Raw genomic sequence first — 26427 nt, forward strand, 5'->3', positions numbered from 1 at the left:
CGGGCGCCCCCTTGCCGCTATCGCTTGCCGCCGAGCGCGCCGGTCAGGCCGCCGACGAGTCCGCCCACCAGCCCCGTGACCGGGGCCAGCGGGCTGGCGGGCTTGGTGCCGCCCGTCGTCGGCGTGGTGCCGCCGCTGGTGGCCGGGGCGTTGCCGCCGGTCAGGCCGGCCACCAGCCCGGTGACCGGTGCGAGCGGGCTGGCGGTGCCGCCGCCCGCGCCGCCCGTGGCCCCCGACAGCGCACCGGTGGCGCCGTTGGCAATGCCGCTGACCAGGCCGGTCACCGGCGCCAGCGGGCTTGCCGTGCTGCCGCCCGTGGCGCTGGTCAGGCCGCTGGTGACTGTATTGACCAGGCCCGTGACCGGGGCGAGCGGGCTGGCCGCGCCGCCGGTGGCACTGGTCAGGCCGCCGGTCAGTCCGGCCACGAGGCCGGTCACCGGCGCCAGCGGGCTGCCGGTGCTGCCCGCCGGGCCATTCACGACGCCGCCCACCGCGGCCACCGTGTTGCCGGTGCCCGTGACGATGCCGCCCACGCCCGACACCACCGGCGTGTTGGTGCTGATCAGTTGCGAGCCGGCCGTCGCCAGCGCGCCGCCCACGGTGGCAAGCAGGTTGTTGACCGGCTGGCCCAGGCCCGTGGCCGCCCCCAGCGATTGCGTGCTGCTGGTCAGCGTCGACGTCAGCGGCACGATGGCCTTGCTGACGCTCGACGTGAGCTGTTCGACCGGCCCCGTCGAGAGCGCGGTGCCCAGTTGCCCGCCAAGGTTGTTCACCGCGCCGCCCACCTGCGAGACCACGCCGCCCAGCGGCGTCGTGACCGCGCCCAGCGGCGCCAGCGGGCCGCTGCCCAGGCCAGTGACCGCGCTGCCGGCGCTGGTCACGGCGTTGCCAAGCTGGCTGACCACGCCGCCCGTGCTGGCCACCGTGGTGCCCACCGGGTTCGTGGCATTGGGCATGCTGCCCAGGCCGGATTGCACGCCGGTGCCCAGCGCGCCCACCGCGCCGCCGATCGACGTCACCACGCCGGCCAGCCCGTCCTTGGTCTGCACGGAGACGACCGGCACGTTGGCGTCCTTGATGGCATCGCCCACGCCGGTGACGGTATCGGCCACGCCGCCGATGATGCCGCCCGCGTTGTTGACGATGGCGCCGGTTGGCGTCAGCGCGGGCGTGGTGCCGCCGTTGTTGCCGTCGTTCGGGTTGCCGCCGTTGGGCTGCCCACCGTTGGGCTGGCCGCCGTTGCTGGCGGTGTCGGTGCCGCCGCCCGTGGTGGCGGTGCTGTTCGACCCGCCGGCGCCGCTGGACCCACCCGCGCCGCTGGTGCCCATCGACGTCGAACCGCTGCCGCTGGCGCAGCCGCCCAGTGCCAGCAGGGACCCCAGCAATGCCGTGACGAAGCATTGCTTCGCCGAAAGTTGTGCCTTGCGCATGACCATTTCCTTTTTCAGATTTTCCCGACCAGGTTCACGGACACGCTGTGGATCGTCTCTGTTGCGATGCCTGTGGCGTGCCGCGTCTGCCATGGCTTGCGCAAGCGGTGTGCCAGTGGGCAGGCCACGTCGACGCCAGACCCCGCGCAAGCAGGGGATGCCGCGCGCAAACGCGCGTGCCGCAAGGGTTTGCGGCCGATCGGTCAAACGCGCGCATGAAGCGGCCGGGTGCGGCGGGCCGCGTGTTTCGCGTTACGTGTTACGTAACGCACGGTGACGCGGAGGGAACGGCGCGGGGTGCGATGCCGCGCGCGCGGGCGGGGCGGCGGGTGTCCGGTGTAACGGCCGGCGCGGGAACACGTTACGTAGCACGTAACACCGTGCGGCCATCGCGCCAACGCTTGCGGCCGGGGCGCGCCGCGTGCCCGAAAGCCTTGCCCGGCAACGGTCTCCGGCCGGGGCACAGGCACGCGGCGCGCCTGTATCGAACACGCGATTGAGCCTGGCATACCGCTTGCGCTTCCGGTCCGCAGCCACGACGCATCACCCAGCCGCCGAACGGGTCGCGGCGATATGCGCGGGAAGACAGCGGGCCACGCCCAGCACATCGAAAAGGAGATCAGGACATGCAAGCAACCAAGCCGACGCGCCCCTTGAACATGATGGCCATCGCCTGCGCGGCGATGGTGGCCCTGCTGGCCGGCTGCGCCTCGGGCGGGTCCAGTGGCGGCAGCCCCAGCCCCGCCACGCCGGGCACCCCGACCAATCCCGGCACCGACAACCCGCAGCCCACCGCGGCAACCACGCCCACGGGCAAGGTGGTGGAAGGCGCGGGCAACACCGTGGTGGCCACCGGCAACGCGGTGAGCCAGATCGGCCAGCAGATCAAGGACACGAACCTGCCGCTGGTGCCGACCAATGCGAAGAACGCCACCGGCGACGTGGTGATCGAGGCGGGCCAGACCGTGGCCACGCTGGGCACCGGCGTGCGCGACGGCCTGGGCCAGATCGGCGCGGTGGACAACCCCGTGGGCGTGACCGTGGCCAACACCGGCAACGTCGTCACGCAGGCGGGCGCCACGGTGGTCAGCGCGGGCGATCTCGTCAAGGCCGTCGGAACGGACCAGCTCTCGCCGCTGTCGGCCGTGACCAATCCTGCCGGCGGACTCGTGCAGACCGTGGGACAGGGCGTGATGACGTTGGGCGGCAAGCTGGGCGAGACGTTGTCCACCGGGCCCGTGGCGCAGCTCACCGGCAGCACCAGCAAGGTCATCGTGCCACTGACCACGCAGCTCACCAACGCCACGCAGACCGTGGGCGGCGCCACCGGGCTCGGCGTGCCCGTCGACAACCTGCTGACCAAGCTCGGCAATACCGTCGCCACGGCGGGCAGCATGATCGCCAACACCAACACGCCGATCGTCTCGCCGCTGGGCGGCGTGGTGAACCAGACCGGCCAGACCGTTGCGGTGGCCGGCGTGCTGCTGAACCACAACGGCGCCACGGGCGGCAATCCGCTCGGTGGACTGCTCAACAACCTGCCGCTGGGCGGCACGGGCGGCAGCACCGGCGGCAGCAGTCCGCTGGCACCGGTCACCGGCCTGCTGGGATCGGTGGGTGGCGCGGCGGGCGGCAGCACCGGCGGCAGCAATCCGCTGGCGCCGGTGACGGGCCTGCTGACCACGGTCACGAGCGGCCTGACCGGTGCCACGAGCGGCGCCGCATCGGGCGGGACCACCGCCAGTCCGCTCGCCCCCGTTACTGGCCTGCTGGGCGGCCTGACGCGCCACTGAGCTGCAAACCTTTATCGCGGACGACTCGGGATTTTCCCTGTCATCCGCGCCGGCTACTTTACGGTGCGCTGTCGTCCTTACCCCGCGCGGCGCATCCTTTTATTTCGTGCCGTGCGCCCGCCTGCAGCAATACGTGCAGGCTGCCGCACGGCACACTGCCTTTATTGCGCGCTCTTTAACAATTCGGCTCAGGGTCATCCCGAAGTCGGAAGGCGGGCCGACATTGTTTCAAACGTCTGTCCGCCTTTAAGCTGAAACAGCCATAGCTCGAACGGGGGGTATGGTTGAGACATGCGTTGTCTTATAAATGTTTGCACCAGCGGTTTCACACATAAAAAACGCCACGCGGGGCTTGCGCCCGGCACAGATGGCAGAGGAACAGGGGTCAGGTCGTACCGCTGGATATCCGTGCAGGGTAGACACTTTCGGGAGTGAGATCATGCAAAAGAAACTGGCGCGCCATGGCAAGACCCAACGGGGAGCCACTGCCATCGAATATGGCCTGATCGTGGGCCTCATCTCCATCGCCATCGCAGCCGGAGTCGGCTTGATGGGCACCAACCTCGGCGCCGGGTTCAATACCCTGGCCGGCCGCATCGCGGGCTGGTTCGCCCCCTGAGCGCCCGCGGATTCGCGCACACACACCATTTTTTGACCCATCCGGCTCCGGCCGGACGCACCTGAAGCAACCGGTTCACCGTGCTGGCAGTCATGCCAGCCGTGGCGGGCGCTCGCGCGCCTGTCTGAAGCAGTGGCGGAAGTGGTAGCGGTAGGCACTGGCCGCAGGCACTGACGGACGGCCAGGCAAGAACGGTAAGAGTGGTTCCAAGTCGCGCATCAACGCAGTACGCCCACCGGGCACGCCGCTAGCCAGGCGCCGCGCAGCAATGCCGGCGCCTGGGGCGCGGTGTCGTGTGTCGCCAATGCAAGACGAATCGGGTGAAGCATGGCTTTACGGGGGAACGCGAACCAGCGGCGCGCGCGTGGCGTGGCCGCGGTGGAGTTTGCGCTGGTGTTTCCGCTGCTGTTGGCAGTGGTGCTGGGCATCGTCTACTACGGCGTGGTGCTGGCACTGCAGCAGGTACTGACGCTCGCCGCCCAGGAGGGTGCGCGGGCTGCCTTGCGTTATCCGCTCGCCGTCAACGGCGGCACGCTGGCCGATACGCTCGACCTGCGCGTGAGCGCCGCCAACCTGGCCGCGCGCAACACGCTGCCGGAGGCCATCGCCGCGCAGATCGGTGACGGCGCCGTGGCCCAGCCCGTGGCCTGTACCGCCCCGGCCGGCACGCAATGCGTGCAGGTCACGCTGAACCTTCCCACCCGCGCGCTTCTGCCGGTCATCCCGCTGGTCCCCGTGCCCGGCACGCTGACCGGCGCCGCCGTCGTGCAGCTTTCTCCCGATCTCTGAGGCCACATGAGCAGCAAACAGATAAGGATCCTTGCCATCGTGCTGCTGGTACTGGCCGCGCTGCTGGCGGTCATGGCGTGGCAGGTGGCGCGCACGCAGTCGGTCGCCATTCCGCATGCCAAGGCCAGGCCGGCCCACGCCGTGGTGGTCACCACGCGCGCCGTGGAAGCGGGCAAGCCGCTGACGGCTGATGCGCTGGCGGTCATGGAGCTGCCGATCGACCCGGCCGGCGCCTACCAGGACGCCGCGCGCGTGGTGGGGCAGGTGCCGGTGGTCAACCTGGGCGCTAACGTGCCCGTGCTCGAAGGCCAGTTGCTGTCCGGGCTGGCGCGGCAGATTCCCGATGGCGAACGCGCGCTGGCCGTGGCCGTGGACGAGGTGATCGGCGTGGGCCACCAGGTGCAGCCCGGCGATTTCGTCGACGTGTTCGTGACGCTGCGCCGCGACAGCCAGGAGATTGGCGAAAGCCAGAGCCGCCTGCTGCTGTCTCACCTGCGCGTGCTGGCCTACGGCAGCGGCAGCGTCAGCGATACCCGCAAGGTGCAGGCCGAGCAGATGATGGCGCGCCGCGACGGCGCCAAGACGGCGGTGCTGTCGGTGCCGGTGGACCAGGTGGGCAAGCTGGCGATGGCGCAGCAGGCCGGCCGGCTGGTGCTGGCGCTGCGCAACCCGGCCGATCCGTCGATGCCCAGCGACGGTATGTATGCCGAACCGCCGGCCGTGCTGCCGGCGCGCGCCGGCGTGCCGGCCGAGGCCCAGCGGTCGCCGGTGGACCGCGCCGCCGCCGGCATCAGCCTGGTCGGACTGGCCGGCCCGAATGCCGCGCCGACCCCGCGCACCACGGCCCAGCCGCCCCGCCCGCTGCCGGCACCGGTGCCGGCGGCCCCGGCCACGCGGCGCGAGCCCCAGGACAACCCCGTCGGCGTGGAAGTGATCCGCGCCGGCAAGCGAGTGATCGAATAACGGACAACAGGGCATGCCCAAACCCATGACAGCCCGAGGCAATACCGGCCGGATCGGCCGGCGCGTGGTCACCATCGCCCTGCTGGCGATGACGTCGATACCGATGACGGCGCCGCACCCGGTGGCGGCCCAGGAGAACACGGCGGCGGTTCCGTCGCCAAGCGCCGCGCGCACGTTGCGCCTGATGGCCGGCGCGCAGCAGGAGATCCGCCCCGGCCAGCCGCTGGAGCGCGTGGCCGTGGGCAACCCGGCCGTGGCCGATGCGCTGCTGCTCAAGGCGCGCAGCGGCCCGCCGACCGTGCTGGTGGTGGCCAGGAAGCCCGGCGTGACCGACGTGATGCTCTGGACCCGCAACGCGGCGCCGGTCACGTACACGGTGCAGGTGGATGCCGTGTCGCCCGATGCCGGCGGCGCCAGCGTGGACCTGTCGGCGGTGGGCGCCGCCATTCGTGGCGAATCGCCCGACGCGGCGGCCGCCGCCCGCACGCAGCAGGCCGCGCGCGCCGCGGTGGCCGGGCCGGACGGCAAGGGCGGCGTGGTGGTCGACCGCTCGGTGGTGCCCGTATCGAACACGGTGCAGGTGGACGTGAAGGTCGTGGAGATCAGCAAGACCATCCTGAAGGAGGTGGGCTTCAACTTCATCAAGAGCAGCGGCGGCTTCACGTTCGGCCAGTTCAGCCCCACGTCGCTGACCAAGACCACGATCGGCCCGCAGCCAAGCTTCGAGGGCACGTTGCCGATCGGCAGCGCGTTCAACCTGGTGGCCGCGTGGGCCAAGGAGGGCATCTTCGCCAACCTGAGCCTGCTGGAGGCCAACGGGCTGGTGCGCGTGCTGGCGGAGCCGAGCCTGGTGGCGCTGTCCGGCCAGAGCGCGAGCTTCCTGGCGGGCGGCGAGATCCCGATCCCGGTGCCGCAGGCGCTGGGCACGACGACCATCCAGTTCAAGCCGTTCGGCATCGGGCTGACGGTGTCGCCCACGGTGGTGTCGAAAGAGCGCATCGCGCTGAAGGTGGCGCCCGAGGCCAGCGACCTCGACCCGTCGCGCGGCATCAGCATCAACGGCGCGTCGGTGCCCGCCATCGTCACGCGGCGCGCGGACACCACGGTGGAGCTGGGCGACGGCGAGAGCTTCGTGATCGGCGGGCTGGTCAGCCGCAACACGGTCAGCAACGTGAGCAAGGTGCCGTTCCTGGGCGATTTGCCGATCCTGGGCAGCTTCTTCAAGAACCTCAATTTCCACCAGGAGGACCGCGAGCTGATGATCGTGGTCACGCCACACCTGGTCAAGCCGCTGGCCCGCGATTCGCAGGTGGCGGCGAACGTGGCCAAGGACGGCCGCACGACCGCCAGCCCCAACGTCTGGGGCCGCTTCGTGCTGGGCGAATACGCGGACCCGACGCTGCCCGGCTTTTCGCGGTAGCGCAGATGGAGCGAATCACACCGATGGATGCCTTCCTGCTGAATACCCCGCGAGAAGACGTGCGGCTCTGGCTGGAGCAGGCGCTCGACGGCGCCGGCACGCTGGTGACCGAGGAAGGCGCGCAGGAAGCCTTTGTCGAGCAGATCTCGGAGCTGCGGCCGGGGCTGGTCTTTCTCGACTTCTCGGCGTCGCAGGCGCAGGCGTCGGCCCGGCTGGCCGAGCAGGTGGCGCGGCTGTTCCCGCAGTTGCCGCTGGTGGCCGTGGGCCACGCGGGAGATTCCGACGCGATGCTGGCCGCGCTGCGCGCCGGCGTGCGCGATTTCATCGACCTGCGCGGCGCGCCGTCGCAGGCCACCCATGCCGTGCGCCGCCTGATGGTGCCGCGCGCGCAGGTGCGCGCCGTGACGCCCGCGCACCGGCATGGCCGCATCGTGGCGCTGCTCGGCGCGCGCGCCGGCGTGGGCGTGACCAGCGTGGCGGTCAACCTGGCCGCGGCGGTGCGCCAGCGCGCCAGCGCCGAGGTACTGCTGCTGGACCTGGGCCTGCCCGCGCGCGACGGCGCGCTGCACATGAACATCGCGCCCGAATTCCACTTTGTCGAGGCCGTGCGCAACCTGCGCCGCTTCGACCAGGTGTTCGTCGATACCGCGCTGGCGCGCCATGCCAACGGCGTGTCGGTGCTGCCGCTGCCGGCCACGCTGTCCGAACTGCGCGACGTGTCGTTCTCCGAGGCGCTGGCGCTGCTGGACCGCCTGCGCGCGTTCTTCGATCTCCAGGTGATCGACCTGGGCGGCTTCTCGAACGCCGAGTTCATGTCGCAGATCGTCAAGGCCGCCGACGCCGTGGTGATGGTGGCCGAGCAGAGCGTGGGCGCCATCGTCTCGGCCGCCGAGCTGCTGCACGAGCTGAAGAAACGCGAGATCGAGCGGCCAGACCTGCACCTGCTGGTGTCGCGCTTCGACGACGCGCTGGGCGTGGACGCCGCGCAGATGGCCGAGCGCATCGGCGTGGCGTCGGTCGATACGCTGCCGGAGCGGCGCGCGGCGCTGGTGCAGGCGGCCAACCGTGGCGTGGTGCTGGCCGACGACGCGCCGGCGGACCCGTACGTGCGCGCGCTGGGCGCGCTGATGGACCGGCTGGGCTACCGCGCGGGCCAGGCGCCCGAGCGCGGCATCCTGGCCCGGATCAAGCAAAAGCTGCCCGAGACGCTGCGTGTCGCGCGCACCGCGCGGGCGGGGAACTGACATGACCGAAGCGATCGAATTCTCGGACAACACCGCCGCGCCGTTTCCTGTGTCGCAGGAATTCCACAAGATCAAGGAAGCCGCGCACGAACACCTGCTCACGCGCATCGAGGAGCTGGGCGCCGAGTTCGGCCGCTGGTCGCGCTCCGCCATCCAGCGCTTTGTCGACCTGGAGCTCGAAAGCTTCACGCGGCTGCGCCGCATCCCGATCAACGAGGCCGAGCTGCACCAGATCTCCGAGGCCCTGACCAAGGAGCTGGCCGGCTTTGGCCCGATCGAGGACCTGCTGCACGACGTGGCCGTCGAGGACATCCTGGTGAACGGACACATGGACGTCTACGTGTCGCGCCACGGCGTGCTGGAGCGGATTCCGGTGCGGTTTGCCGACAACGGCCACCTGCTGCGCATCGTGCGGCGCATCCTGGCGCCCATCGGCCGCCGGCTCGACGAATCGAACCCGATGGTCGACGCGCGGCTGCCCGACGGCGGCCGCATCAACGTGATCATCCCGCCGCTGGCGCTGGCCGGCCCCGTGGTGTCGATCCGCAAGTTCCGCAAGGACCCGCTGACGCCGGCCGACCTGCAGGCGCTGGGCACCATGAGCCCCGAGATCACCGAGCTGCTGGAGGCGGCGGTGCGGGCGCGCTGCAACATCCTGGTCAGCGGCGGCACCAGTTCGGGCAAGACGTCGCTGCTCAACGCGCTGGCCACGTTCATCCCGCCCACCGAGCGCGTGATCACCATCGAGGACACGGCCGAGCTGGCGCTGAACCACCCGCACGTGGTGCGGCTGGAAAGCCGGCCCGGCGGGTTCGAGGGCACCGGCACGGTCACCATCCGCGACCTGCTGCGCAACAGCCTGCGGATGCGGCCGGACCGCATCATCGTGGGCGAGGTGCGCGGCGGCGAGGTGCTGGAGATGCTGCAGGCCATGAGCACTGGCCATGACGGCTCGATGGGCACGATCCACGCCAGCAGCCCGCGCGAATGCCTGTACCGGCTGGAGATGCTGGCCGGCTTTGCCGGCTTCCAGGGCAGCGAGGTGAGCCTGCGCCGGCAGATTGCCAACGCGGTGGACTTCATCGTGCAGATCGGGCGGCTGTCGAACGGCCGGCGGCGCATCCTGTCGATCACCGAGGTCACCGGGCTGGGCGACAACATCATCGCCACGCAGGAGCTGTATCGCCACGAGCCGGTGCCCAACCCCGACGGCACCGAAGGCGACCGCTGGCAGGCGCTGGGCATCCTGCCCCATTCGCCCAAGCTCGCGCGCATGCGCCCGGCCAACTTCGGACTGGACGACCGCTTTGATCTCTAGCGCCAGCCTTCTCGTCGCCGCGATGGCCCTGGTGCTGCTGGGGCTGGGCCTGCTGCTGCTGGCCACGGCCCGGGGGCGCGCCCAGGCCGAGCTGTCGCGCGCGCACCTGGCCGCGCAGACCGAGCAGGTGCGCGCCCGCTACGCCACGGCGGCCGAGCCCGGCCCGCAGGGCAATGTGCGCGACTTGCGCCGCCGCTGGGCGGACCTCATGCGGCGCGCGGACATCGCGCCCACGCGCGGCACGTGGCTGCGCTGGGGCATGCCGCTGCTGTGCCTGGTGCTGGCGGGCGCGGCAGCCGGCGGCGCGCTCGGGGCGGTGGCGATGCTTGCGGTGGGCGTGGCGCTGGCCGCGTTCCTGCTGTGGCTGCGCATCGGCCGCGTACGCGACAGGATGCTGCGGCAGCTGCCCGGCTTTCTCGATGGCGTGGTGCGGCTGATGACCATCGGCAGCAGCGTGCCGGCCGCGTTCCAGAACTCGGTGGCCAACACCGAGCCGCCGCTGCGCCAGTGCCTGGTGCAGGCCATCCACCTGCAACGGGCCGGCAAGGAACTCGACCAGGCCGTGCTGCAGATGGGCCGCGCGTACCGGCTGGACGAACTGGTCATCGTGTCGTCGGTGCTGCGGCTGTCGCAGCGCTACGGCGGCCGCGCCGACGTGGTGATGGAGCGCACCGCCACCTTCATGCGCGACCGCGAGGAAGCCCAGCGCGAGCTGCTGGCGCTGTCCGCCGAGACGCGGCTGTCGGCCTGGGTGCTGGGCCTGCTGCCGCTGGTGGTGGCGGGCGGGCTGTTCGTGCTGAACGCCGGCTACGTGATGCTGATGTGGAAGGACCCCACGGGCCGCAACCTGCTGCTGGGCGCGGCCGTGCTGGAAGTGGTGGGCGTGCTGATGCTGTACCGGCTGGCCAAGTCGATCTAGGGGCGCGCCATGCAGATGCCAGCCACCACTCTGATCTCCGCCAGCCTGATGGCAGCCGCCGTGGCGCTGCTGATGCTGGCGTGGCCGCTGCTGCGGCAGTGGCGCCAGCGGCGCGTGGCCGCGCGGACGATCGACGCCGCGCTGGAACGGCAGGCCGCCGCGCAGCCGCATCCCGCCGGCCAGCCCCCGGGCCAGCCGGCGGCGCCGGCCACGCCGCAGATGTCGGCACGCGCCGCCGCGGCCGCCGCCGCGCTGGCGCAGGCCGCGCCCCAGCCCGCCGAGGACGCCGCGCGCAAGCCGGCCGCCACGGGGCTGGGCGCGCGGCTGGGCGATGCTTTTGGCGAGCGCTTCAACCAGCGCTGGCTCGCATCGCGGCTCGGGCGCGCCGTGGTGACGGCCGAGGAACAGCGGCTGCTGGAGCAGTGCGGCTACTACGGCGTGCAGCCGCGCGCGGTCTTTGGCGGTGTGCGGCTGGTGGTGCCGGCGGTGCTGGCGGCTGGCGTGCTGCTGTGGCGCATCGACGGGCCGATGCCGGCCACGTTTGCGTGGACCTTCGCCACGTTCGCGCTGGCCTTCCTGCTGGCCAAGCTGATCCTGCGCCGGTGGGCCGGCAGCCGGCAGCGCCAGGTGGCCGAGGAACTGCCGGTGCTGATCGACATGCTGCGGCTGCTGCAGGGCGTGGGCCTGTCGATGGACCAGAGCCTGCAGGTCATCGTCACCGAGTTCGGCACGATGCTGCGCGTGCTGGGGCCCGAGCTGCAGCGCGCGAACCAGCAGTTCGCGTCCGGCCGCTCGCGCGAGCAGACGCTGCAGCGCATCGGCAAGCTGTTCGACGACGAGGACCTGAAGAGCCTCATCACGCTGCTGACGCAGGTGGACAAGCACGGCGGCGCCGTGCAGGAGCCGCTGCGCCAGTTTGGCGAGCGGCTGCAGGTGGCGCGCAAGGCGCGCATGAAGGACAAGATCGGCCGGCTGACGGTCAAGATGACCGGCGTGATGGTGGTGAGCCTGCTGCCCGTGCTGCTGATCCTGACGGCCGGGCCCGGCTTTCTGGGCGTGATCCGGATGCTGGCCCGCATGAACGGAGGAACCTAGATGACGATGACATCGCGTGGCCTGTGGGCCGGCGCGCTGGTGGCGGCCGGCGCGCTGCTGGGCGGCTGCGCCAGCGTGCCCGGCAGCGCCGAGGCCATGGCGCGGCAGGCCGACGCCCAGATCGAGCTGGCGAAGCTGCAGGAAAAGACCGCGCGCGCCGAATACAACGACCAGAACGTCTACCTGGGCCTGATCGGCAAGATGCAGCAGGAAGGCATGTACTACGCGTCGCTGGCCCATATCGACGCCTTCCAGCAGCGCTTTGGCGCCACGCCCGCGCTGCAGGTGCTGCGCGCCGACGCGCTGCGCGAGACCGGCCAGGACGACGCGGCGCTGCAGGCGTACCGCGATCTGCTGAACACCGACCGCGCGGCCCGCGCGCAGCATGGCATCGGCCTGGTGCTGGGCCGGCAGGGCGATTTCATCCGCGCCGCCGTGGCGCTGCGCCAGGCGGCCACGCTGGACCCGGTCAACCCGCAGATCGCCAACGACCTGGGCTACGCGCTGATGCGCGGCGGCGCGCTGCAGGACGCGCGCGTGCCGGTGATGCAGGCGCTGGAGCTGGACGCCAACAACCCGCGCGCGATCAGCAACGCGGTGGTGTGGATGCTCGCCACGGGCAAGCGCACCGAAGCCACCGCGATGATGCAGCGCGCCGCCATGCCCGAGCCCACGCGCGCGGCCATCCGCAAGGAAGCGGACCGCGTGGCCCGCGCGGCCCAGTTGCGCGACAAGGCCGCGCCGCGCGGCAATCCGCAGACCACGATCCACCCGGCGTCCACGCAAGCCGTGGCGCTCAACGCAGGAGCCCGGCCATGAAGCGCGTTTGCCATGCCGTGATTGCCACGGCCATTGCCACCGTTTGCGTGCCCGCCCTGGCCCAGCAGCCGCCCGCGCCCGAGGCCGCGCGCGCCGCCGAGGTGCCGGTGGGCGATACCACGCGCACGCTGCTGGAGATTCAGCGCAGCGGCGCGCAGGCCGGGCCGATGCTGCCGCTGACCGGCGACCAGGCCGCGCTGGGCTACGCGCGCTACATGCGCAGCTTCACGCATCCGCTGCCGGAGTTCTTCACCACGATGGCCACCGGCAGCCCGTTGCGCGGCGGCGCGGGCAGCCAGCCCATGACCGGGCAGTAGGCAGCGGCCATGCGCACGCGAGCCGGCCCTTCGCGTCAACGCGGCGCCATCAGCGTGATGGTCGCCGTGCTGATCGCCACCGTCGCCATCGGCGCCCTGGTGTCGATCGACGTCGGCTTCGTGTTCTATACGCAGCGGCAATTGCAGAAATCGGTGGACCTGGCCGCGCTGTCGGGCGCCCAGCAACTGAAGCGGGCCGACGACCTGCCCACGACCACGGCCAATGTGCTGGCGTCGGTCACGGCGGCGGCCAGCCAGAACGGCTACGGCCAGCCCGTGGCGGCCAACTGCGCGGACATGGCGCCAGGCGGCGCCGACGGCATGCGTGCCTGCCTGGGCCTGTGGGACCCGGCCGATCCCGACAATGGTGACGCGGTGCGGCACTTCAGCGCCGGCTACAACAGCGCGGTGGTCTCGCCCAACGCGGTGCGCGTGCAGGCCACGCGCACGGTGCCGCTGCTGTTCGTGCTGCCGGGCGGGCAGTCGCGGCAACTGCGCGCCGAGGCCATCGCGGCCGGCAGCCCGCCCGTGGCGGCGTTCGCGGTCGGCAGCGGGCTGCTGGACCTCGACCGCGCCAGCGGCGTGTTGGGGCTGCTGCTGGGCAACATCGTCAGTCTTTCCGTGGCCGACTGGACCGGGCTGGCCAGTACCACGGTGACGCTGGACAAGCTCAAGCTCCAGCTCGGTGCCGGCACGGTCCAGCAACTGCTCGACACGCAACTGTCGATCCAGGATTTCTACGCGCTGGTGCTCAACGCGGCCGGTCGGCAGGCGCTGCTGGGCGCCGCGCTGGGCAGCCCCACCACGCAGCTCGGGCTCAACGGCATCGGCACGCGCTTCACGCTGGGCCAGATGCTGGACCTGGGCGTGCTGACGCCGGCGGCATCGTCGGCGGCCGAGGTGGGGCTCAACGTGGCATCGCTGCTGACCACGGCCGCCTACGTGGCGCGCGGCACCGATGCCGTGGCGCTGAACGTGCCGAACCTGAACCTCAACACGGGGCTGGTCAACGTCTCGGCGGTGGCGGCGCTGACCGTCATCGAACCGCCGCAGGTGGCCGTGGGCCCGGCGCGCCAGTTGCCGGACGGCCGCTGGCGCACCACGGCCAGCACCGCGCAACTGGGCGTGCGGGTGGCCGCGCAGGCGTCGGTCAACCTGGGGCTGGCATCGGCCCAGGTAGACCTGCCGGTGCTGCTGCGCGCCGCCACGGCCCGCGCGGACCTGACCGGCGTGCAGTGCGCAGCCGCGCGGGCGCAGCGCCGGGCCACGCTCAATGTCTCGTCCGAACTGGTCAACGCCTGCCTGTCGACCGATGGACGCACCTGCCGCGGCAGCGGCGCGCCGCCGTTCCAGATCGCGCGGGTGAGCGGGCTGGGCCTGGGGCTGGCCAGCATCACCGCGCAGCCGGTGACGCCCGCGCGGCAGCGGCAGTCGGGCACCGACGTCGTGCTGGCGCCCGAAGGGCACGCGCGCCTGTCGTTCACGTCCACGGCCGTCGACCAGGCGATCAGCGGGCTGCTCAACAACCTGAACCCGAGCCTCAACGTGCTGGGCGGCGATGCCAAGGTCGACGAACTGCTGAACCTGCTGGCCCCGCCGCTGAGCAGCCTGGTCGGCACGCTGGCCGGCTGGCTGCTGAACACGCTGGGCATCAACATCGCCAATGCCGATGTCTGGCTCAACGGCATCGACTGCAACAACGCAGAACTTGTGTATTGAACGAACATGAAAGCAGAGCGCTGGGCCTACGAGAGCCTTGAAGTCTATGTGTGGGAAGGCCAGTACGAGATTGCCGACCGCGTGGCGCGCTTTCTGGCGCCGCTGGGCGCCGAGGTGATCCGCGCCGGCGCGCTGGACGCGCTGCCCGGCGAGGCGCGCGTCAAGCCGTGCATCGCCGTGATCAGCGCGTCGGCCATCGGCTCGGCCAAGTTCACGCTGGACTGGGAGGCCGCGCACGGCATGCCCGTGATCTGGGTGGGCGCGCCGGACCGCGACAACGACCCGGGCCGCTTTCCGCCCGAGTACGCGCATATCCTGCCGCACGACTTCAACGGGGCCGACCTGCGCAACCAGATCGCCAAGCTGGTGCCGCAACTGCTGGCCGCCGCCGAGGCGCGGCCCGACGTGGCGGACCTGGTGGCCGAGTCCCCGGCCATGCTGGAGCTGATGGAGCAGGTGGACACGTTTGCCGGCTTCGACAGCAACGTGATGCTGTACGGCGAGACCGGCGCGGGCAAGGAACGCATCGCGCGGCTGTTCCACGACCGCAACGCCCAGTACGGCAAGGGCCCGTTCGTGGCCGTGAACTGCGGGGCGATCCCCGACGGGCTGTTCGAGTCGCAATTCTTCGGCCATGCCAAGGGCGCGTTCACGGGGGCCATGTTCGCGCACCGGGGCTTCTTCGAGCAGGCCACGGGCGGCACGCTGTTCCTGGACGAGATTGGCGATCTGCCGCTGTTCCAGCAGGTCAAGCTGCTGCGCGTGCTGGAGGAAAACGCGCTGACGCGGCTGGGGTCGACGATGGCCGTCAAGCTGGACTTCCGGCTGGTGGCGGCCACCAACAAGGACCTGCGCGAGGCGGTACGGGAGGGGCGCTTTCGCGCCGACCTGTACTTCCGGCTGGCCGTCATCGAGCTGCGCATCCCGAGCCTGGAGGAGCGCGGCGCCGGCGACAAGGCGGGCCTGCTGCAATCGTTCCTGCGCCACATGATGGGCGCGGCCATGTACGACGCGCTGCCGCCGATGCCCGACTGGCTCAAGGGCGCCGTGGGCACCGCGTACTTCGTCGGCAACGTGCGCGAGCTGCGCAACCTGGCCGAGCGCGTGGGCATCACGGTGCGCCAGTGCGGCGGGTGGGACGAGGAGCGCATCCGCCCGCTGTTCCGCGGCCTGCGCCCCGGCGCGTTCGATGGCACGGAGCGCAGCGACCCGCGCGGCGACGCCGAGGAACGGCGCCGCATTATCGCCGCGCTCGATGCCAATGGCTGGCGGCGCCAGGATACGGCGGCGTGCCTGGGCATCAGCCGCAAGGTGCTCTGGGAGAAGATGCGCAAGTTCCAGATCGCCGACAGCGAAGCGGAGCCGGTCTGAGCGCCGGGCGCCGGCGCGCGGGCGTTATGATGCGGGACCGCGCGGCCCGGCCGTGCTCCCTGCGCCACCGCGCCGAAGGATCCGAATTGCGTTTTCTCCACACCGCCGACTGGCATCTGGGTCGGCTCTTCCATGCCCGCAGCCTGATCGAGGACCAGGCGCACGTGCTCGACCAGTTCGTGGCGCTGGTGCGCGACGTGCGGCCCGATGCCGTGCTGATTGCCGGCGACGTGTACGACCGCGCGGTGCCGCCGCCCGAGGCGGTGTCGCTGCTGGACGACGTGCTGGCGCGCATCGTGGTGGAAGCCGGCGTGCCGGTGGTGATGATCGCGGGCAACCACGACAGCGCGCAGCGGCTGGACTTCGGCGCGCGGCTGCTGTCGGCGCGCGGGCTGCACGTGGCCGGCCGCACCGGCCCCGCCGCGTCGTCGGTGACGCTGCGCGACGCCCACGGCGACGTGCGGATCTACGCGCTGCCGTACGCGGAGCCGGCGACCGTGCGTGACGCGCTGGGCATCGACCTGGGCTCGCACGAGGCCGCGCTGGGCGCGCAGCTCGATGCGATCCGCGCCAGCCATCCGGCGGGCGTGCGCGCCGTGGCGGTGGGTCATGCGTTCGTGGTGGGCGGGGCGGTCAGCGAGTCGGAGCGGCCGCTGTCGGTGGGCGGCAGCGGCGCGGTGGCCGCCGACCTGTTCCACGGCTTCGATTTCGTCGCGCTGGGGCACCTGCACCGGCCGCAGACCATCGGCGGGCGCATCCACTACGCGGGGTCGCTGCTCAAGTATTCGCTGTCGGAAGCCGATCACCACAAGACCGTGTCACTGGTGGAACTGGACCAGAACGGCGGCGTGCGCATCGAAGCCATCGCGCTGCAGCCGCGCCGGGACCTGCGCATCCTGACTGGCGAACTGGCGCACCTGGTGCAGGCCGGCGCCGCCGACCCGCGCCGCGACGACTACGTGTACGCCGTGCTGACCGATGCCGGCGCGCTGCTGGACCCGATGGCACGGCTGCGCGAGGCGTACCCGAACGCGCTGGCGATCGAGCGGGCCGTGCTGGCGCGCAGCGGCCAGGCCGGCGAGAGCGGCCGCCGCATGCGCGAGCTGGACACCGGCACGCTGTTCGCGCATTTCTTCCGCGAGGTCGCTGACGCGGACCTGGACGGCGACCAGCGCCGCGCGCTCGACCATCTACTGGCTGGCATGGAGGCTTCGGAAAGGGAATCGGCATGAAACCGCTGTACCTGAAGTTGCAGGCGTTCGGCCCGTTTGCCGCCACGGAGACCATCGATTTCACGCGGCTCGGGGACCAGGCGTTCTTCCTGATCCACGGCCCGACCGGCGCGGGCAAGACCACGCTGCTCGACGCCATCTGCTTTGCGCTCTATGGCGACACGTCGGGCGGCGAGCGCACCGCGCAGGACATGCGCAGCGCCAACGCCGACCCCGCGCTGCGCACCGAGGTGACGCTGGAATTCGGCCTGGGGCCGATGCACTACCGCGTGACGCGCTCGCCCACGCAGGACCGGCCGAGCCAGCGCGCAGCCGGCGGTTTCGTCAAGGAGGCCGCCAAGGCGCAGCTGGACGTGCTGCTGGACGACCAGTGGAAGAGCCACGCGAGCCAGCCGAACCGCGTCAGCGACGCCGTGCGCGACCTGCTGGGCTTCGACAGCGCCCAGTTCCGGCAGGTCATCGTGCTGCCGCAGGGGCGCTTTCGCGAACTGCTGACCGCCGATTCCCGCGCGCGCCAGGGCATTCTGGAGCGGCTGTTCCACACCGAGCTGTACCGGCGCGTGGAGGAGCAGCTCAAGGAGCAGGCCGCCAGCATCCGCCGCGAGGCCGAGGACATCGCCGTGCGCCGCAAGGCGCTGCTGGACCAGCACCAGATGGCGTCGGTGGAGGCGCTGGGCGCGCGCATCGACGACTTGCAGGGCACGCTCACCGAGTTGCAGCGCCGCGAGGATGTGGCGCGCGCGACCAGCGAGGCCGCCCAGGCGTCGCTGCGCAAGGGCGAACTCGAAAACACCCAGATCAAGGCGTGGCAGGAAGCCGAAGGCGCCCACGCGGTACTGGCCGCCCGGGCCGCTGGCGTCGATGCCGACCGCGCGCGGCTGCTGGCGGCGCGCCGCGCGGCACAGGTCACGCCGGCCGTGCAGCACCTGCAGGCGGCGCGGCAGGACCAGGCCGCCGCCCGGGCCGCCCAGGCCCAGGCCGAGGCATCGGCCGCGCGGGCCGCGCAGCAGGCCGAAGCCGCCGCGCGCGCGCTGCGTGCCGAGCTGTCGCGCCATGACGCCCGCACCGCCGCGCAACGCACCGTGGCCACGCTCGAACACCTGTTGCCGCAGGCCCGCAAGCTCGGTGTGCTGCGCAACGCAGTGGCACAGGCCGGCACCGCGCTGGCGATGGCGCAGTCGGTCTGCACGCAGCGGATCGAAGCGTTCGGGGCCGCCGCCGCCACGCTGAAGACGTGCGAAACCCAGTTCGAACAGGCGCGCCACGACGCGGCCGGGCTGCAGGCGCTGGAGCTGCAACTGGCGCAGGCGCGCGAACGTGCCGCGCGCGTGGCCCGGTATCGGCAACGTGAAGCCGAACTGGCGCCGCTGCGCGCCGCGCTGGCCACGCACGAGGCGGCCCGCCGCAGCGCCGCCGACGCGCGCGACGCGGCGCGCGCCGCCGTGCGGCAGGCCGAGGTGGACTGGCGCCACGGCCAGGCCGCGCGGCTGGCCGGCAGCCTGAAGCGTGGCGAGGCATGTCCGGTCTGCGGCGGCAAGGACCATCCCGCACTGGCCCAGCAGACGCTGGCGCTGGTCAGCGACGACGACCTGGATGCCGCGCGGCTGGCCTTGCAACGCGACGAGGACCGCCTGGCGCAGGCCACGGCCGCCTGCCAGGACGCCGGGGCGAAGGTGGCGCAGTGCGAGGCGCGGCTGGTGGACCTGGCCGAGGCGGCCGGCGATGTCTCGGCCGCCGGCGCGCAGGCGCTGGACACGCAGATCGCCGAACTGGCGCAGGCGGTGGCACGCGCCGCACAGGCCGCGCAGCGCGCGGCGACGCTGGGCGAGCAACTGGCCCAGGCCCGCACCGCGCGCGAGGCGGCCGAGGCGGCGGCGCAGGCGGCCGACGTGGCCGTGCGCACCGCCACGCAGGAGCACGCGCGGCTGGACGGCGAATGGCAGGCCCACTGCGCGCAGGTGCCCGAGGCATCGCGCGACCCCGACGCGATGACCGTGGCGATCGAGGCGGCGCGCCGCGAATCGGGCGCGCTGGAAGCGGCCTTGCAGGCCGCGCAGGGTGCCGAGCGCGATGCGGTGGCGTTGCAGGCGGCCACGGCCGCCGCGCTGGCATCGGCGCGCGACAACGCCACGCAGGCCGACGCCCGCGTGCAGGAGCGCGAGGCCGCGCTGGCATCGGCCATGGCAGCGGCCGGGTTCGACGACGACGCGGCCTACGCCGCCGCCTTCCTGCCCGAGGCCGAGATGGCCGCACTGGACGACGCGATCCGCGCGTTCGATGTGGAGATTGCCCGGGCGGCCGAATGGCGCGCCCGCACGGCCGCGCTTGCCCAGGCGCTGCCATTGCCCGACCTGCCGGCGCTGCTGGCCGCGCGCGACGAGGCGGCGGTGCGGCTGGAAAACGCGATCCGCCAGCGCAGCGAGGTGGCGGCCGCGCGCGATGCGCTGCTGCAATGCAAGGGCCAGGTGGAATCGCTGGCCGCCGAGGGCCGCGAGGTGGAAACGCGCTACGCGGTGCTGGGCCGGCTGTCGGAAGTGGCCAACGGCAACAATCCGCGCCGCATGACGTTCCAGCGCTTTGTGCTGGCCACGCTGCTGGACGAGGTGCTGGAGGCGGCGTCGCTGCGGCTGCTGCGCATGAGCCGGGGCCGCTACGCGCTGCAGCGCGTGCGCGAGCAGGGCGACCAGCGCATGGCCGGCGGGCTGGACCTGGAGGTGTTCGACCACGATACCGGGGTCACGCGGCCGGCCAATACGCTGTCGGGCGGCGAGGGCTTCCTGGCGTCGCTCTCGCTGGCGCTGGGGCTGGCCGACGTGGTGCAGTCGCGCGCCGGCGGCATCCAGCTCGACACGCTGTTCGTCGACGAAGGCTTCGGTACGCTCGATCCGGAGAGCCTGGACTTCGCCATCCGCACGCTGCTGGACCTGCAGCAGACCGGGCGGCTGGTGGGCATCATTTCGCATGTGGCGGAGTTGCGCGAGCGCATCGACGTGCGGCTCGAAGTGCGCCCCGGCGTGGCCGGCAGCCAGGCGGTGCTGCGCCTGCCCTGATTGCTGCGCTGCAAAACGTCCCGTGTCCGATTATCGCCCTCGTCGCGCCAACCCTTATTGCGGGACGCGGGCGGGGGCGGTAACCTTTGTTCATTCTGCGAATTGGAGTTCGTATAGCGAACAGCGCTGTGCGATAGCTGTACGATAGCTCCATGGTTTGATCGCGGACCTTTCACATAGGCCGCCGCAAGACGGCTCATCAAGACAACTGCAAGATTGTTGGACCCTGTCCTGGAAATCCTCGGGACGCCCGTTCGCGCAGCCTGCCCGGAGACGACTTTGCGTGCCGCCCATCTTGCGGCCAGCTCCGGTGCGACGCCGGACCCTTCCGTACTGGAACGCAAGTGATCAACAAGCTATATGACTCGGTGGAAGCGGCGGTGGCCGGCATCCACGATGGCGCCACGATCCTGATCGGCGGCTTTGGCCTGGCGGGCATGCCTGCCGAACTGATCGACGCGCTGATCGCCCAGGGCGCGCGCGACCTGACCATCGTCAACAACAACGCCGGCAACGGCGACACCGGCCTGGCCGCGCTGCTGAAGACCAAGCGCGTGCGCAAGATCATTTGCTCGTTCCCACGCCAGGTGGATTCGTACGTGTTCGATTCGCTCTACCATGCGGGCGAGATCGAGCTGGAACTGGTGCCGCAGGGCAACCTGGCCGAGCGCATCCGCGCCGCCGGTGCCGGCATCGGCGGGTTCTTCACGCGCACGGCCTACGGCACCCCGTTGGCCGAAGGCAAGGAAACGCGCATCATCGACGGCCAGGGCTACGTGTTCGAAAGCCCGATCCATGCCGACTTTGCGCTGATCAAGGCCGACACGGCCGACCGCTGGGGCAACCTGACCTACCGCAAGACGGCCCGCAACTTCGGCCCGATCATGGCGATGGCCGCCAAGTGCGCCATCGTGCAGGTCAGCAACGTCGTGGAACTGGGCGAGATGGACCCCGAGCACATCGTCACGCCGGGCCTGTTCGTCAAGCGCGTGGTCAAGGTCGGCGGCGCCGCCGCCAAGGCCGCCTGAGCGCAGAAGGAGATAGAGACATGCAACGCCTGACCCGCGACCAGATGGCCGCCCGCGTGGCCAAAGACATTCCGGAAGGTGCCGTGGTGAACCTCGGCATCGGCCTGCCCACCCTGGTCGGCAACCACCTGCCCGCCGACCGCGAGATCCTGCTGCATAGCGAGAACGGCCTGCTCGGCATGGGCCCGGCGCCCGTGGCCGGCCAGGAAGATGGCGACCTGATCAACGCCGGCAAGCAGCCGGTGACGATCAAGGCCGGCGGCTCGTACTTCCACCATGCCGATTCGTTCGCGATGATGCGCGGCGGCCACCTGGACTTCTGCGTGCTGGGTGCCTTCCAGGTGTCCGAGCGCGGCGACCTGGCCAACTGGCACACCGGCGCGCCCGGCGCCATCCCCGCCGTGGGCGGCGCGATGGACCTGGCTATCGGCGCCAAGCAGGTGTTCGTGATGATGGAACACCAGACCAAGCAGGGCGAGAGCAAGATCGTGCCCGAGTGCACCTACCCGCTGACCGGCATCGGCTGCGTGACCCGCATCTACACGGACCTGGCGACCATCGACGTGACGCCGGACGGCCTGGTGGCGCGCGACCTGGTCGACGGCCTGTCGTTCGACGAACTGCAACGCCTGACCGGCGTGCCCCTGAAGCAGGCCGTAGCCGCCTGATATCCACCCCAGACGAGTGAGACAGAACATGAGCGACGCATTCATCGTTGACGCCATCCGCACCCCCATCGGCCGTTACGGCGGCAGCCTGTCGGCCGTGCGCGCGGACGACCTGGGCGCGGTGCCCCTGAAGGCCCTGATGGCCCGCAATGCCAACCTGGACTGGAAGGCCATCGACGACGTGATCTTCGGCAACGCCAACCAGGCGGGCGAGGACAACCGCAACGTGGCGCGCATGTCGCTGCTGCTGGCCGGGCTGCCGCAGGAAGTGCCGGGCGCGACGATCAACCGCCTGTGCGGCTCGGGCATGGACGCCACCGGCACGGCCGCGCGGGCGATCAAGTCGGGCGAAGCCAACCTGATGATCTCGGGCGGCGTGGAAAGCATGAGCCGCGCCCCGTTCGTGATGGGCAAGGCCACGTCGGCGTTCTCGCGCCAGGCCGAGATCTTCGACACCACCATCGGCTGGCGCTTCATCAACCCGGCCATGCGTGCCGCGTACGGCGTGGATTCGATGCCGGAGACGGCCGAGAACGTGGCCACCGACTACAAGATCAGCCGCGAGGACCAGGACCTGATGGCGCTGTGCAGCCAGGAAAAGGCGTCGCGCGCCCAGGCCGACGGCACGCTGGCGCAGGAAATCACCGCGGTCACCATCGCGCAGAAGAAGGGCGACCCGATCGTGGTGGACCGTGACGAGCACCCGCGCGCCACCAGCATGGAAGCGCTGGCCAAGCTTCGCGGCGTGGTGCGCCCGGACGGCACCGTGACGGCGGGCAATGCGTCGGGCGTGAACGACGGCGCCTGCGCGTTGCTGCTGGCAAGCGAGGCGGGCCTGAAGCAGCACGGCCTGAAGCCGCGCGCCCGCATCGTCGGCATGGCCACGGCCGGCGTGGCACCGCGCGTGATGGGCATCGGCCCGGCACCGGCCACGCAGAAGCTGATGAAGCAACTGGGCATGTCGCTGGACCAGATCGACGTGATCGAACTGAACGAGGCGTTCGCGGCGCAGGGCCTGGCCGTGCTGCGCGAACTGGGCGTGGCCGACGACGACAAGCGCGTGAACCCGAACGGCGGCGCCATCGCCCTGGGCCACCCGCTGGGCATGAGCGGCGCGCGCCTGGTGACCACCGCCCTGTACCAGCTCGAACGCACCAACGGCCGCTTTGCGCTGTGCACGATGTGCATCGGCGTGGGCCAGGGCATCGCAATGGTGATCGAGCGGGTTTGAGGTAATTGGGGTCTTGAGCCGCCCTGAGGCCACTCAACTTCCCCTCGCTTCCTGCCGTTAACCCGGATGGGAAGTCCAGGTAGTGTCTCTTCCCCAACGAGGTAGAGCATTGCGGCCAGGCCGACGGGCTCGCCGGTCCGGCCGCATCTTTTTTGACTGACCCGGCGCCCTGGGCGGCCGGTGCGGAGTATCGAGATGTCCCTTCCCGTTGCCACGCTTGTGACTGGCGCCAGTTCCGGTATCGGCCGTGCCATTGCCGAGATGCTGCTCGCCGACGGCGTGACCCGTGTGATCAATGTCGACTATGCAGCGCCGACGTGGTCGCACCCCAACATGACCTTCTTCCAGGCCGACCTGACCGATGCCGACGCCACGCGCGCGGTGGGCGAGCAGGTGACCGCGCAGTTCGCGGTGACGCGGCTCGTGAACAACGCCGGCGCCACGCGGCCCGGCACGGCCGACACGGCCACGGCGGCCGATCTGGACTATGTCGTGGGCCTGACGCTGCAGGCCACGATGCTGCTGACCCAGGCCTGCCTGCCCGCGATGCGCGCGGCCGGCTTTGGACGTATCGTCAACATGGCCTCGCGCGCGGCGCTGGGCAAGCCCGAGCGCGTGGTGTATTCCGCGGCCAAGGCCGGGCTGGTTGGCATGACCCGAACGCTGGCGATGGAGCTGGGCGGCGACGGTATCACCGTCAACGCCGTGGCACCGGGTCCCATCGCCACCGAGCTGTTCCGACGGAGCAATCCGGAGGGCAGCGAACAGACACGGCGCATCCTGGCAAGCATCGCCGTGAAGAGAATGGGAACGCCGGAAGATGTGGCGCGTGCCTCGCTGTTCTTCCTCGCCCCCGAGAATGGTTTCGTGACGGGACAGGTGCTGTACGTCTGCGGCGGAACCACGCTGGGGGTGGCGCCCGTATAAGTTGCCCGCCCCGAGGCACGGGGTGGAATAGCGATACACAAGCATTGCGCCCGCGGCGGGGCCGCCGGGCGTGCATCAAACTCCTGGAGCACAAGATGAGCATCATCAACCAAACCTCGAAGGCGCGCAGACGCCTGCTGGCCGCTGGCGTGGCCATGGCCGCCGGCTTTGCCGTCATGACGGGCGCGCAGGCGCAGGGCAACTATCCGACCAAGCCGATCACGATGATCGTGCCGTTCTCGGCCGGTGGCACCACCGACATCCTGGCGCGTATCGTCAGCCTGCAACTGGGCAAGGCGCTGGGCCAGTCCGTGGTGGTGGACAACCGTCCGGGCGCCGGCGGCAACATCGGCGCGTCGCTGGCCGCCAAGGCCCCGGCCGACGGCTACACGCTGTTCATGGGCACCATCGGCACGCACGCGATCAACCAGTCGCTGTACTCGAAGCTGCCGTTCGACCCGGTCAAGGATTTCGCGCCGATCACGCGCGTGGCCATGGTGCCGAACATCGTCGTGGTGAACCCGAAGGTGCCGGTCCACAACGTCAAGGAACTGATCGCCTACGTGAAGGCGAACCCGGACAAGCTGTCGTACGGTTCGTCGGGCAGCGGTTCGTCGATGCACCTGTCGGGCGAGCTGTTCAACTCGATGACCGGCCTGCACATCCAGCACATTCCGTACAAGGGTAGCGCCCCGGCCGTGAATGACCTGCTGGGCAACCAGATCGGCCTGATGTTCGACAACCTGCCGTCGTCGTACCCGCACGTGAAGGCTGGCAAGCTGCGCGCGCTGGCCGTGACGTCGGGCAAGCGTTCGCCGGCGCTGCCGGACGTGCCGACCGTGGCCGAAGCCGGCGTGCCGGGCTATGAAGCCACGTCGTGGTTCGCGCTGTACGCCACCGGCGGCACGCCGCAGCCGATCGTCGACCGCCTGAACGCCGAAGTGGTCAAGATCCTGGCCATGCCGGAAGTGAAGAAGCAGATGGCCGAGCAGGGCGCCGAAGCCAACCCCGAGAAGCCGGCCCAGCTGGCCGCGTTCATGAAGTCCGAGGCCGCCAAGTGGGCCAAGGTCGTGAAGGCGTCGGGCGCGACGGTGGACTGATCGCTCCCACGTAGCTTGCTGTACTGAAACGGCCGCCGGGTGCCTTGCCCGGCGGCCGTTTTGCATTGGGCGCCGCGCCGGGGCGAAAAAAAACCCGCGAGATCATCGCGGGTTTAAATCCCAGGTCCGTGGAGGACAGGAGGAGACAAGCGTTGGCGCCGTCGGCGGGTACCAGGTCAGAACAAGCTGTACTTGACGACCTGTTCTTCCACGCCGACAAAGCGCACCAGCTGCCGCAGGCCGCTGGCGTATTCCTTGATGTGGTGGCCGTCCGGGGTGTCCGGCAGCCGGTAATAAATCGGCGCCGCACCGGCACGGGCGCGCGCCGCACTGACGGAGGCGGAGATATCGCCCGCCGACGTGCCTTCGGAAATTTCCGGTCTTGCGTTCATCGACGACTCCCTTGAGACGCATGGCGCTGAACGTTGGGCCGGCAAACAAAAGGCGCGCGCATGCGGGTAACAATGTCTGGAATGTATTGCAGGCGGTCGCGAAAAGCCATTTCGATTTTTTTAAATCAGTTTCAGGACAATTGACTTTCTTGTCATATTTCAGAATTCCACCGCGGCGGTCGATATCGGAAGATGTCTCCCTTCGTGGCCAGCCGCTCGGCGCGTCCAAGGGGTTAACGGCATGACGGGCCCCGACTTGCGGGTTACCATAGCGCCACCCTGAACATTCCCGGCACTAGGCAGCAATCTCCATGCCAACCGGGCTCACTGGACGCTCCGGCGAATGTCGACCCAGCACGCGCTCCTGATTTCCCTGATCGAAAAGCCATCGTCGGGCTACGACCTGGCGCGCCGGTTCGACAAGTCCATCGGCTACTTCTGGCACGCCACGCACCAGCAGATCTACCGCGAACTGGGCCGCATGGCCGAACTGGGCTGGATCTCGGCCGAAGACCCCGCGCGCGAGGCGCCGGTGGCCGAGCCGGCGGACGCCGCCGGCGGCAGCGAGAAGAAGAGCCGCAAGAAGGTGTACTACGTGCTGCCGGCCGGCCGCGAGGAACTGGTGCGATGGGTGCTGGCGCCCGGTGCCGGGCTGGACCAGCGTGAGGAAATTCTGGTCAAGCTACGTGCAGATGCTGCAATCGGGCCGCTGGGGCTGGACCAGGAAATGCTGCGGCTGATCGCGCTGCACGAGGAGCGGCTGGCGCTCTACCGGCGCATCGAAAGCAAGGATTTCGCGGGGACGCTGGACCGGCGCCAGCAGATCCAGTACGCGCTGCTGATGCGCGGCATCCGGTTCCAGGAGGACTGGGTGAAGTGGGGGCGGGAACTGCTGCCGATGCTGCGTAAGCCCGGCTGAGACCGGGTGGGGCTGGCGCCCGCCGCCGGCATGGCCGGCGCGGGCAAGCGAGTGAGCCAGTCAG

Annotated in this window: 24 protein-coding genes; 22 read left to right on the forward strand and 2 right to left on the reverse strand. The window is 70.8% G+C overall.

Annotated features, from left to right (window positions below; translation table 11 throughout):
- Nucleotides 1-17: 17 nt before the first annotated feature.
- Complete coding sequence (locus tag QTN24_RS17305; protein ID WP_313838574.1) at nucleotides 18-1430, reverse strand: collagen-like triple helix repeat-containing protein; 1413 nt, start codon at nucleotides 1428-1430, stop codon at nucleotides 18-20.
- 626 nt (nucleotides 1431-2056) lie between these two features.
- Between QTN24_RS17305 and QTN24_RS17310 the strand changes: the two genes are divergently transcribed.
- The 20 genes from QTN24_RS17310 to QTN24_RS17405 all read left to right on the forward strand — a co-directional run bounded on the left by QTN24_RS17310 (nucleotide 2057) and on the right by QTN24_RS17405 (nucleotide 25052).
- Nucleotides 2057-3223: a collagen-like triple helix repeat-containing protein gene (locus tag QTN24_RS17310; RefSeq protein WP_124685926.1), complete on the forward strand. Its 1167-nt coding sequence runs from the start codon at nucleotides 2057-2059 to the stop codon at nucleotides 3221-3223.
- A 439-nt stretch (nucleotides 3224-3662) separates the two neighbouring features.
- Nucleotides 3663-3842: a Flp family type IVb pilin gene (locus QTN24_RS17315; protein WP_124685927.1), complete on the forward strand. Its 180-nt coding sequence runs from the start codon at nucleotides 3663-3665 to the stop codon at nucleotides 3840-3842.
- 327 nt (nucleotides 3843-4169) lie between these two features.
- Nucleotides 4170-4631, forward strand: coding sequence for a TadE/TadG family type IV pilus assembly protein (locus tag QTN24_RS17320; RefSeq protein WP_124685928.1), 462 nt, complete (start codon nucleotides 4170-4172; stop codon nucleotides 4629-4631).
- A 6-nt stretch (nucleotides 4632-4637) separates the two neighbouring features.
- Complete coding sequence (gene cpaB / locus QTN24_RS17325) at nucleotides 4638-5594, forward strand: Flp pilus assembly protein CpaB (protein ID WP_313838578.1); 957 nt, start codon at nucleotides 4638-4640, stop codon at nucleotides 5592-5594.
- Between the two features lie 88 nt (nucleotides 5595-5682).
- Nucleotides 5683-7014 (forward strand): type II and III secretion system protein family protein, encoded by a 1332-nt coding sequence (locus QTN24_RS17330; protein ID WP_409559046.1) that lies wholly within the window; start codon nucleotides 5683-5685, stop codon nucleotides 7012-7014.
- A gap of 23 nt (nucleotides 7015-7037) precedes the next feature.
- Complete coding sequence (locus QTN24_RS17335) at nucleotides 7038-8258, forward strand: response regulator (RefSeq protein WP_124686737.1); 1221 nt, start codon at nucleotides 7038-7040, stop codon at nucleotides 8256-8258.
- Between the two features lies 1 nt (nucleotide 8259).
- Complete coding sequence (locus QTN24_RS17340; protein ID WP_124685930.1) at nucleotides 8260-9576, forward strand: CpaF family protein; 1317 nt, start codon at nucleotides 8260-8262, stop codon at nucleotides 9574-9576.
- Nucleotides 9569-10495, forward strand: coding sequence for a type II secretion system F family protein (locus tag QTN24_RS17345; protein WP_124686738.1), 927 nt, complete (start codon nucleotides 9569-9571; stop codon nucleotides 10493-10495). Before QTN24_RS17340 ends, QTN24_RS17345 begins: the two co-directional genes overlap by 8 nt.
- A 15-nt stretch (nucleotides 10496-10510) precedes the next feature.
- On the forward strand, nucleotides 10511-11590 hold the full coding sequence (locus QTN24_RS17350) for a type II secretion system F family protein (RefSeq protein ID WP_313838588.1): 1080 nt from the start codon (nucleotides 10511-10513) through the stop codon (nucleotides 11588-11590).
- Nucleotides 11591-12409: a tetratricopeptide repeat protein gene (locus tag QTN24_RS17355; RefSeq protein ID WP_253700175.1), complete on the forward strand. Its 819-nt coding sequence runs from the start codon at nucleotides 11591-11593 to the stop codon at nucleotides 12407-12409.
- Complete coding sequence (locus tag QTN24_RS17360) at nucleotides 12406-12726, forward strand: DUF3613 domain-containing protein (protein WP_124685932.1); 321 nt, start codon at nucleotides 12406-12408, stop codon at nucleotides 12724-12726. The genes QTN24_RS17355 and QTN24_RS17360 overlap by 4 nt, the downstream gene beginning before the upstream one ends.
- Nucleotides 12727-12735: 9 nt before the next feature.
- The gene (locus QTN24_RS17365; RefSeq protein ID WP_313838592.1) at nucleotides 12736-14445 is read left to right on the forward strand and encodes a TadG family pilus assembly protein; all 1710 of its coding nucleotides are present in this window, start codon (nucleotides 12736-12738) and stop codon (nucleotides 14443-14445) included.
- A 6-nt stretch (nucleotides 14446-14451) separates the two neighbouring features.
- The gene (locus QTN24_RS17370) at nucleotides 14452-15816 is read left to right on the forward strand and encodes a sigma-54 dependent transcriptional regulator (protein ID WP_313838594.1); all 1365 of its coding nucleotides are present in this window, start codon (nucleotides 14452-14454) and stop codon (nucleotides 15814-15816) included.
- A gap of 86 nt (nucleotides 15817-15902) precedes the next feature.
- Nucleotides 15903-17048 carry an exonuclease SbcCD subunit D gene (locus QTN24_RS17375; RefSeq protein ID WP_124685934.1) on the forward strand — a complete coding sequence of 382 codons (1146 nt, stop codon included), beginning with the start codon at nucleotides 15903-15905 and terminating at the stop codon, nucleotides 17046-17048.
- Nucleotides 17045-20098, forward strand: a complete 3054-nt coding sequence (locus QTN24_RS17380; RefSeq protein WP_313838598.1) for an SMC family ATPase — start codon at nucleotides 17045-17047, stop codon at nucleotides 20096-20098. The genes QTN24_RS17375 and QTN24_RS17380 overlap by 4 nt, the downstream gene beginning before the upstream one ends.
- 344 nt (nucleotides 20099-20442) lie before the next feature.
- Nucleotides 20443-21126, forward strand: a complete 684-nt coding sequence (locus QTN24_RS17385) for a 3-oxoacid CoA-transferase subunit A (protein ID WP_313838600.1) — start codon at nucleotides 20443-20445, stop codon at nucleotides 21124-21126.
- Nucleotides 21127-21146: 20 nt separating this feature from the next.
- A complete protein-coding gene (locus QTN24_RS17390; RefSeq protein ID WP_313838601.1) occupies nucleotides 21147-21794 on the forward strand; it encodes a 3-oxoacid CoA-transferase subunit B in 648 nt (215 codons plus the stop codon).
- Between the two features lie 28 nt (nucleotides 21795-21822).
- The gene (pcaF, locus tag QTN24_RS17395; RefSeq protein ID WP_313838602.1) at nucleotides 21823-23025 is read left to right on the forward strand and encodes a 3-oxoadipyl-CoA thiolase; all 1203 of its coding nucleotides are present in this window, start codon (nucleotides 21823-21825) and stop codon (nucleotides 23023-23025) included.
- Between the two features lie 195 nt (nucleotides 23026-23220).
- Nucleotides 23221-23952: an SDR family NAD(P)-dependent oxidoreductase gene (locus QTN24_RS17400; RefSeq protein ID WP_124685939.1), complete on the forward strand. Its 732-nt coding sequence runs from the start codon at nucleotides 23221-23223 to the stop codon at nucleotides 23950-23952.
- A gap of 95 nt (nucleotides 23953-24047) precedes the next feature.
- The gene (locus QTN24_RS17405) at nucleotides 24048-25052 is read left to right on the forward strand and encodes a tripartite tricarboxylate transporter substrate binding protein (protein WP_313838604.1); all 1005 of its coding nucleotides are present in this window, start codon (nucleotides 24048-24050) and stop codon (nucleotides 25050-25052) included.
- A gap of 176 nt (nucleotides 25053-25228) precedes the next feature.
- Here QTN24_RS17405 and QTN24_RS17410 read toward each other — a convergent pair whose 3' ends face one another.
- On the reverse strand, nucleotides 25229-25444 hold the full coding sequence (locus tag QTN24_RS17410; RefSeq protein ID WP_124685941.1) for a hypothetical protein: 216 nt from the start codon (nucleotides 25442-25444) through the stop codon (nucleotides 25229-25231).
- A gap of 20 nt (nucleotides 25445-25464) precedes the next feature.
- Here QTN24_RS17410 and QTN24_RS17415 point away from each other — a divergent pair, with 20 nt between their 5' ends.
- Nucleotides 25465-25689: a hypothetical protein gene (locus QTN24_RS17415; RefSeq protein ID WP_313838608.1), complete on the forward strand. Its 225-nt coding sequence runs from the start codon at nucleotides 25465-25467 to the stop codon at nucleotides 25687-25689.
- A 98-nt stretch (nucleotides 25690-25787) separates the two neighbouring features.
- The gene (locus QTN24_RS17420) at nucleotides 25788-26363 is read left to right on the forward strand and encodes a PadR family transcriptional regulator (protein ID WP_124685942.1); all 576 of its coding nucleotides are present in this window, start codon (nucleotides 25788-25790) and stop codon (nucleotides 26361-26363) included.
- The last annotated feature ends 64 nt before the right edge of the window (nucleotides 26364-26427 follow it).

The organism is Cupriavidus sp. SZY C1, assembly GCF_032190535.1.
GTDB lineage: Bacteria > Pseudomonadota > Gammaproteobacteria > Burkholderiales > Burkholderiaceae > Cupriavidus > Cupriavidus pauculus_C.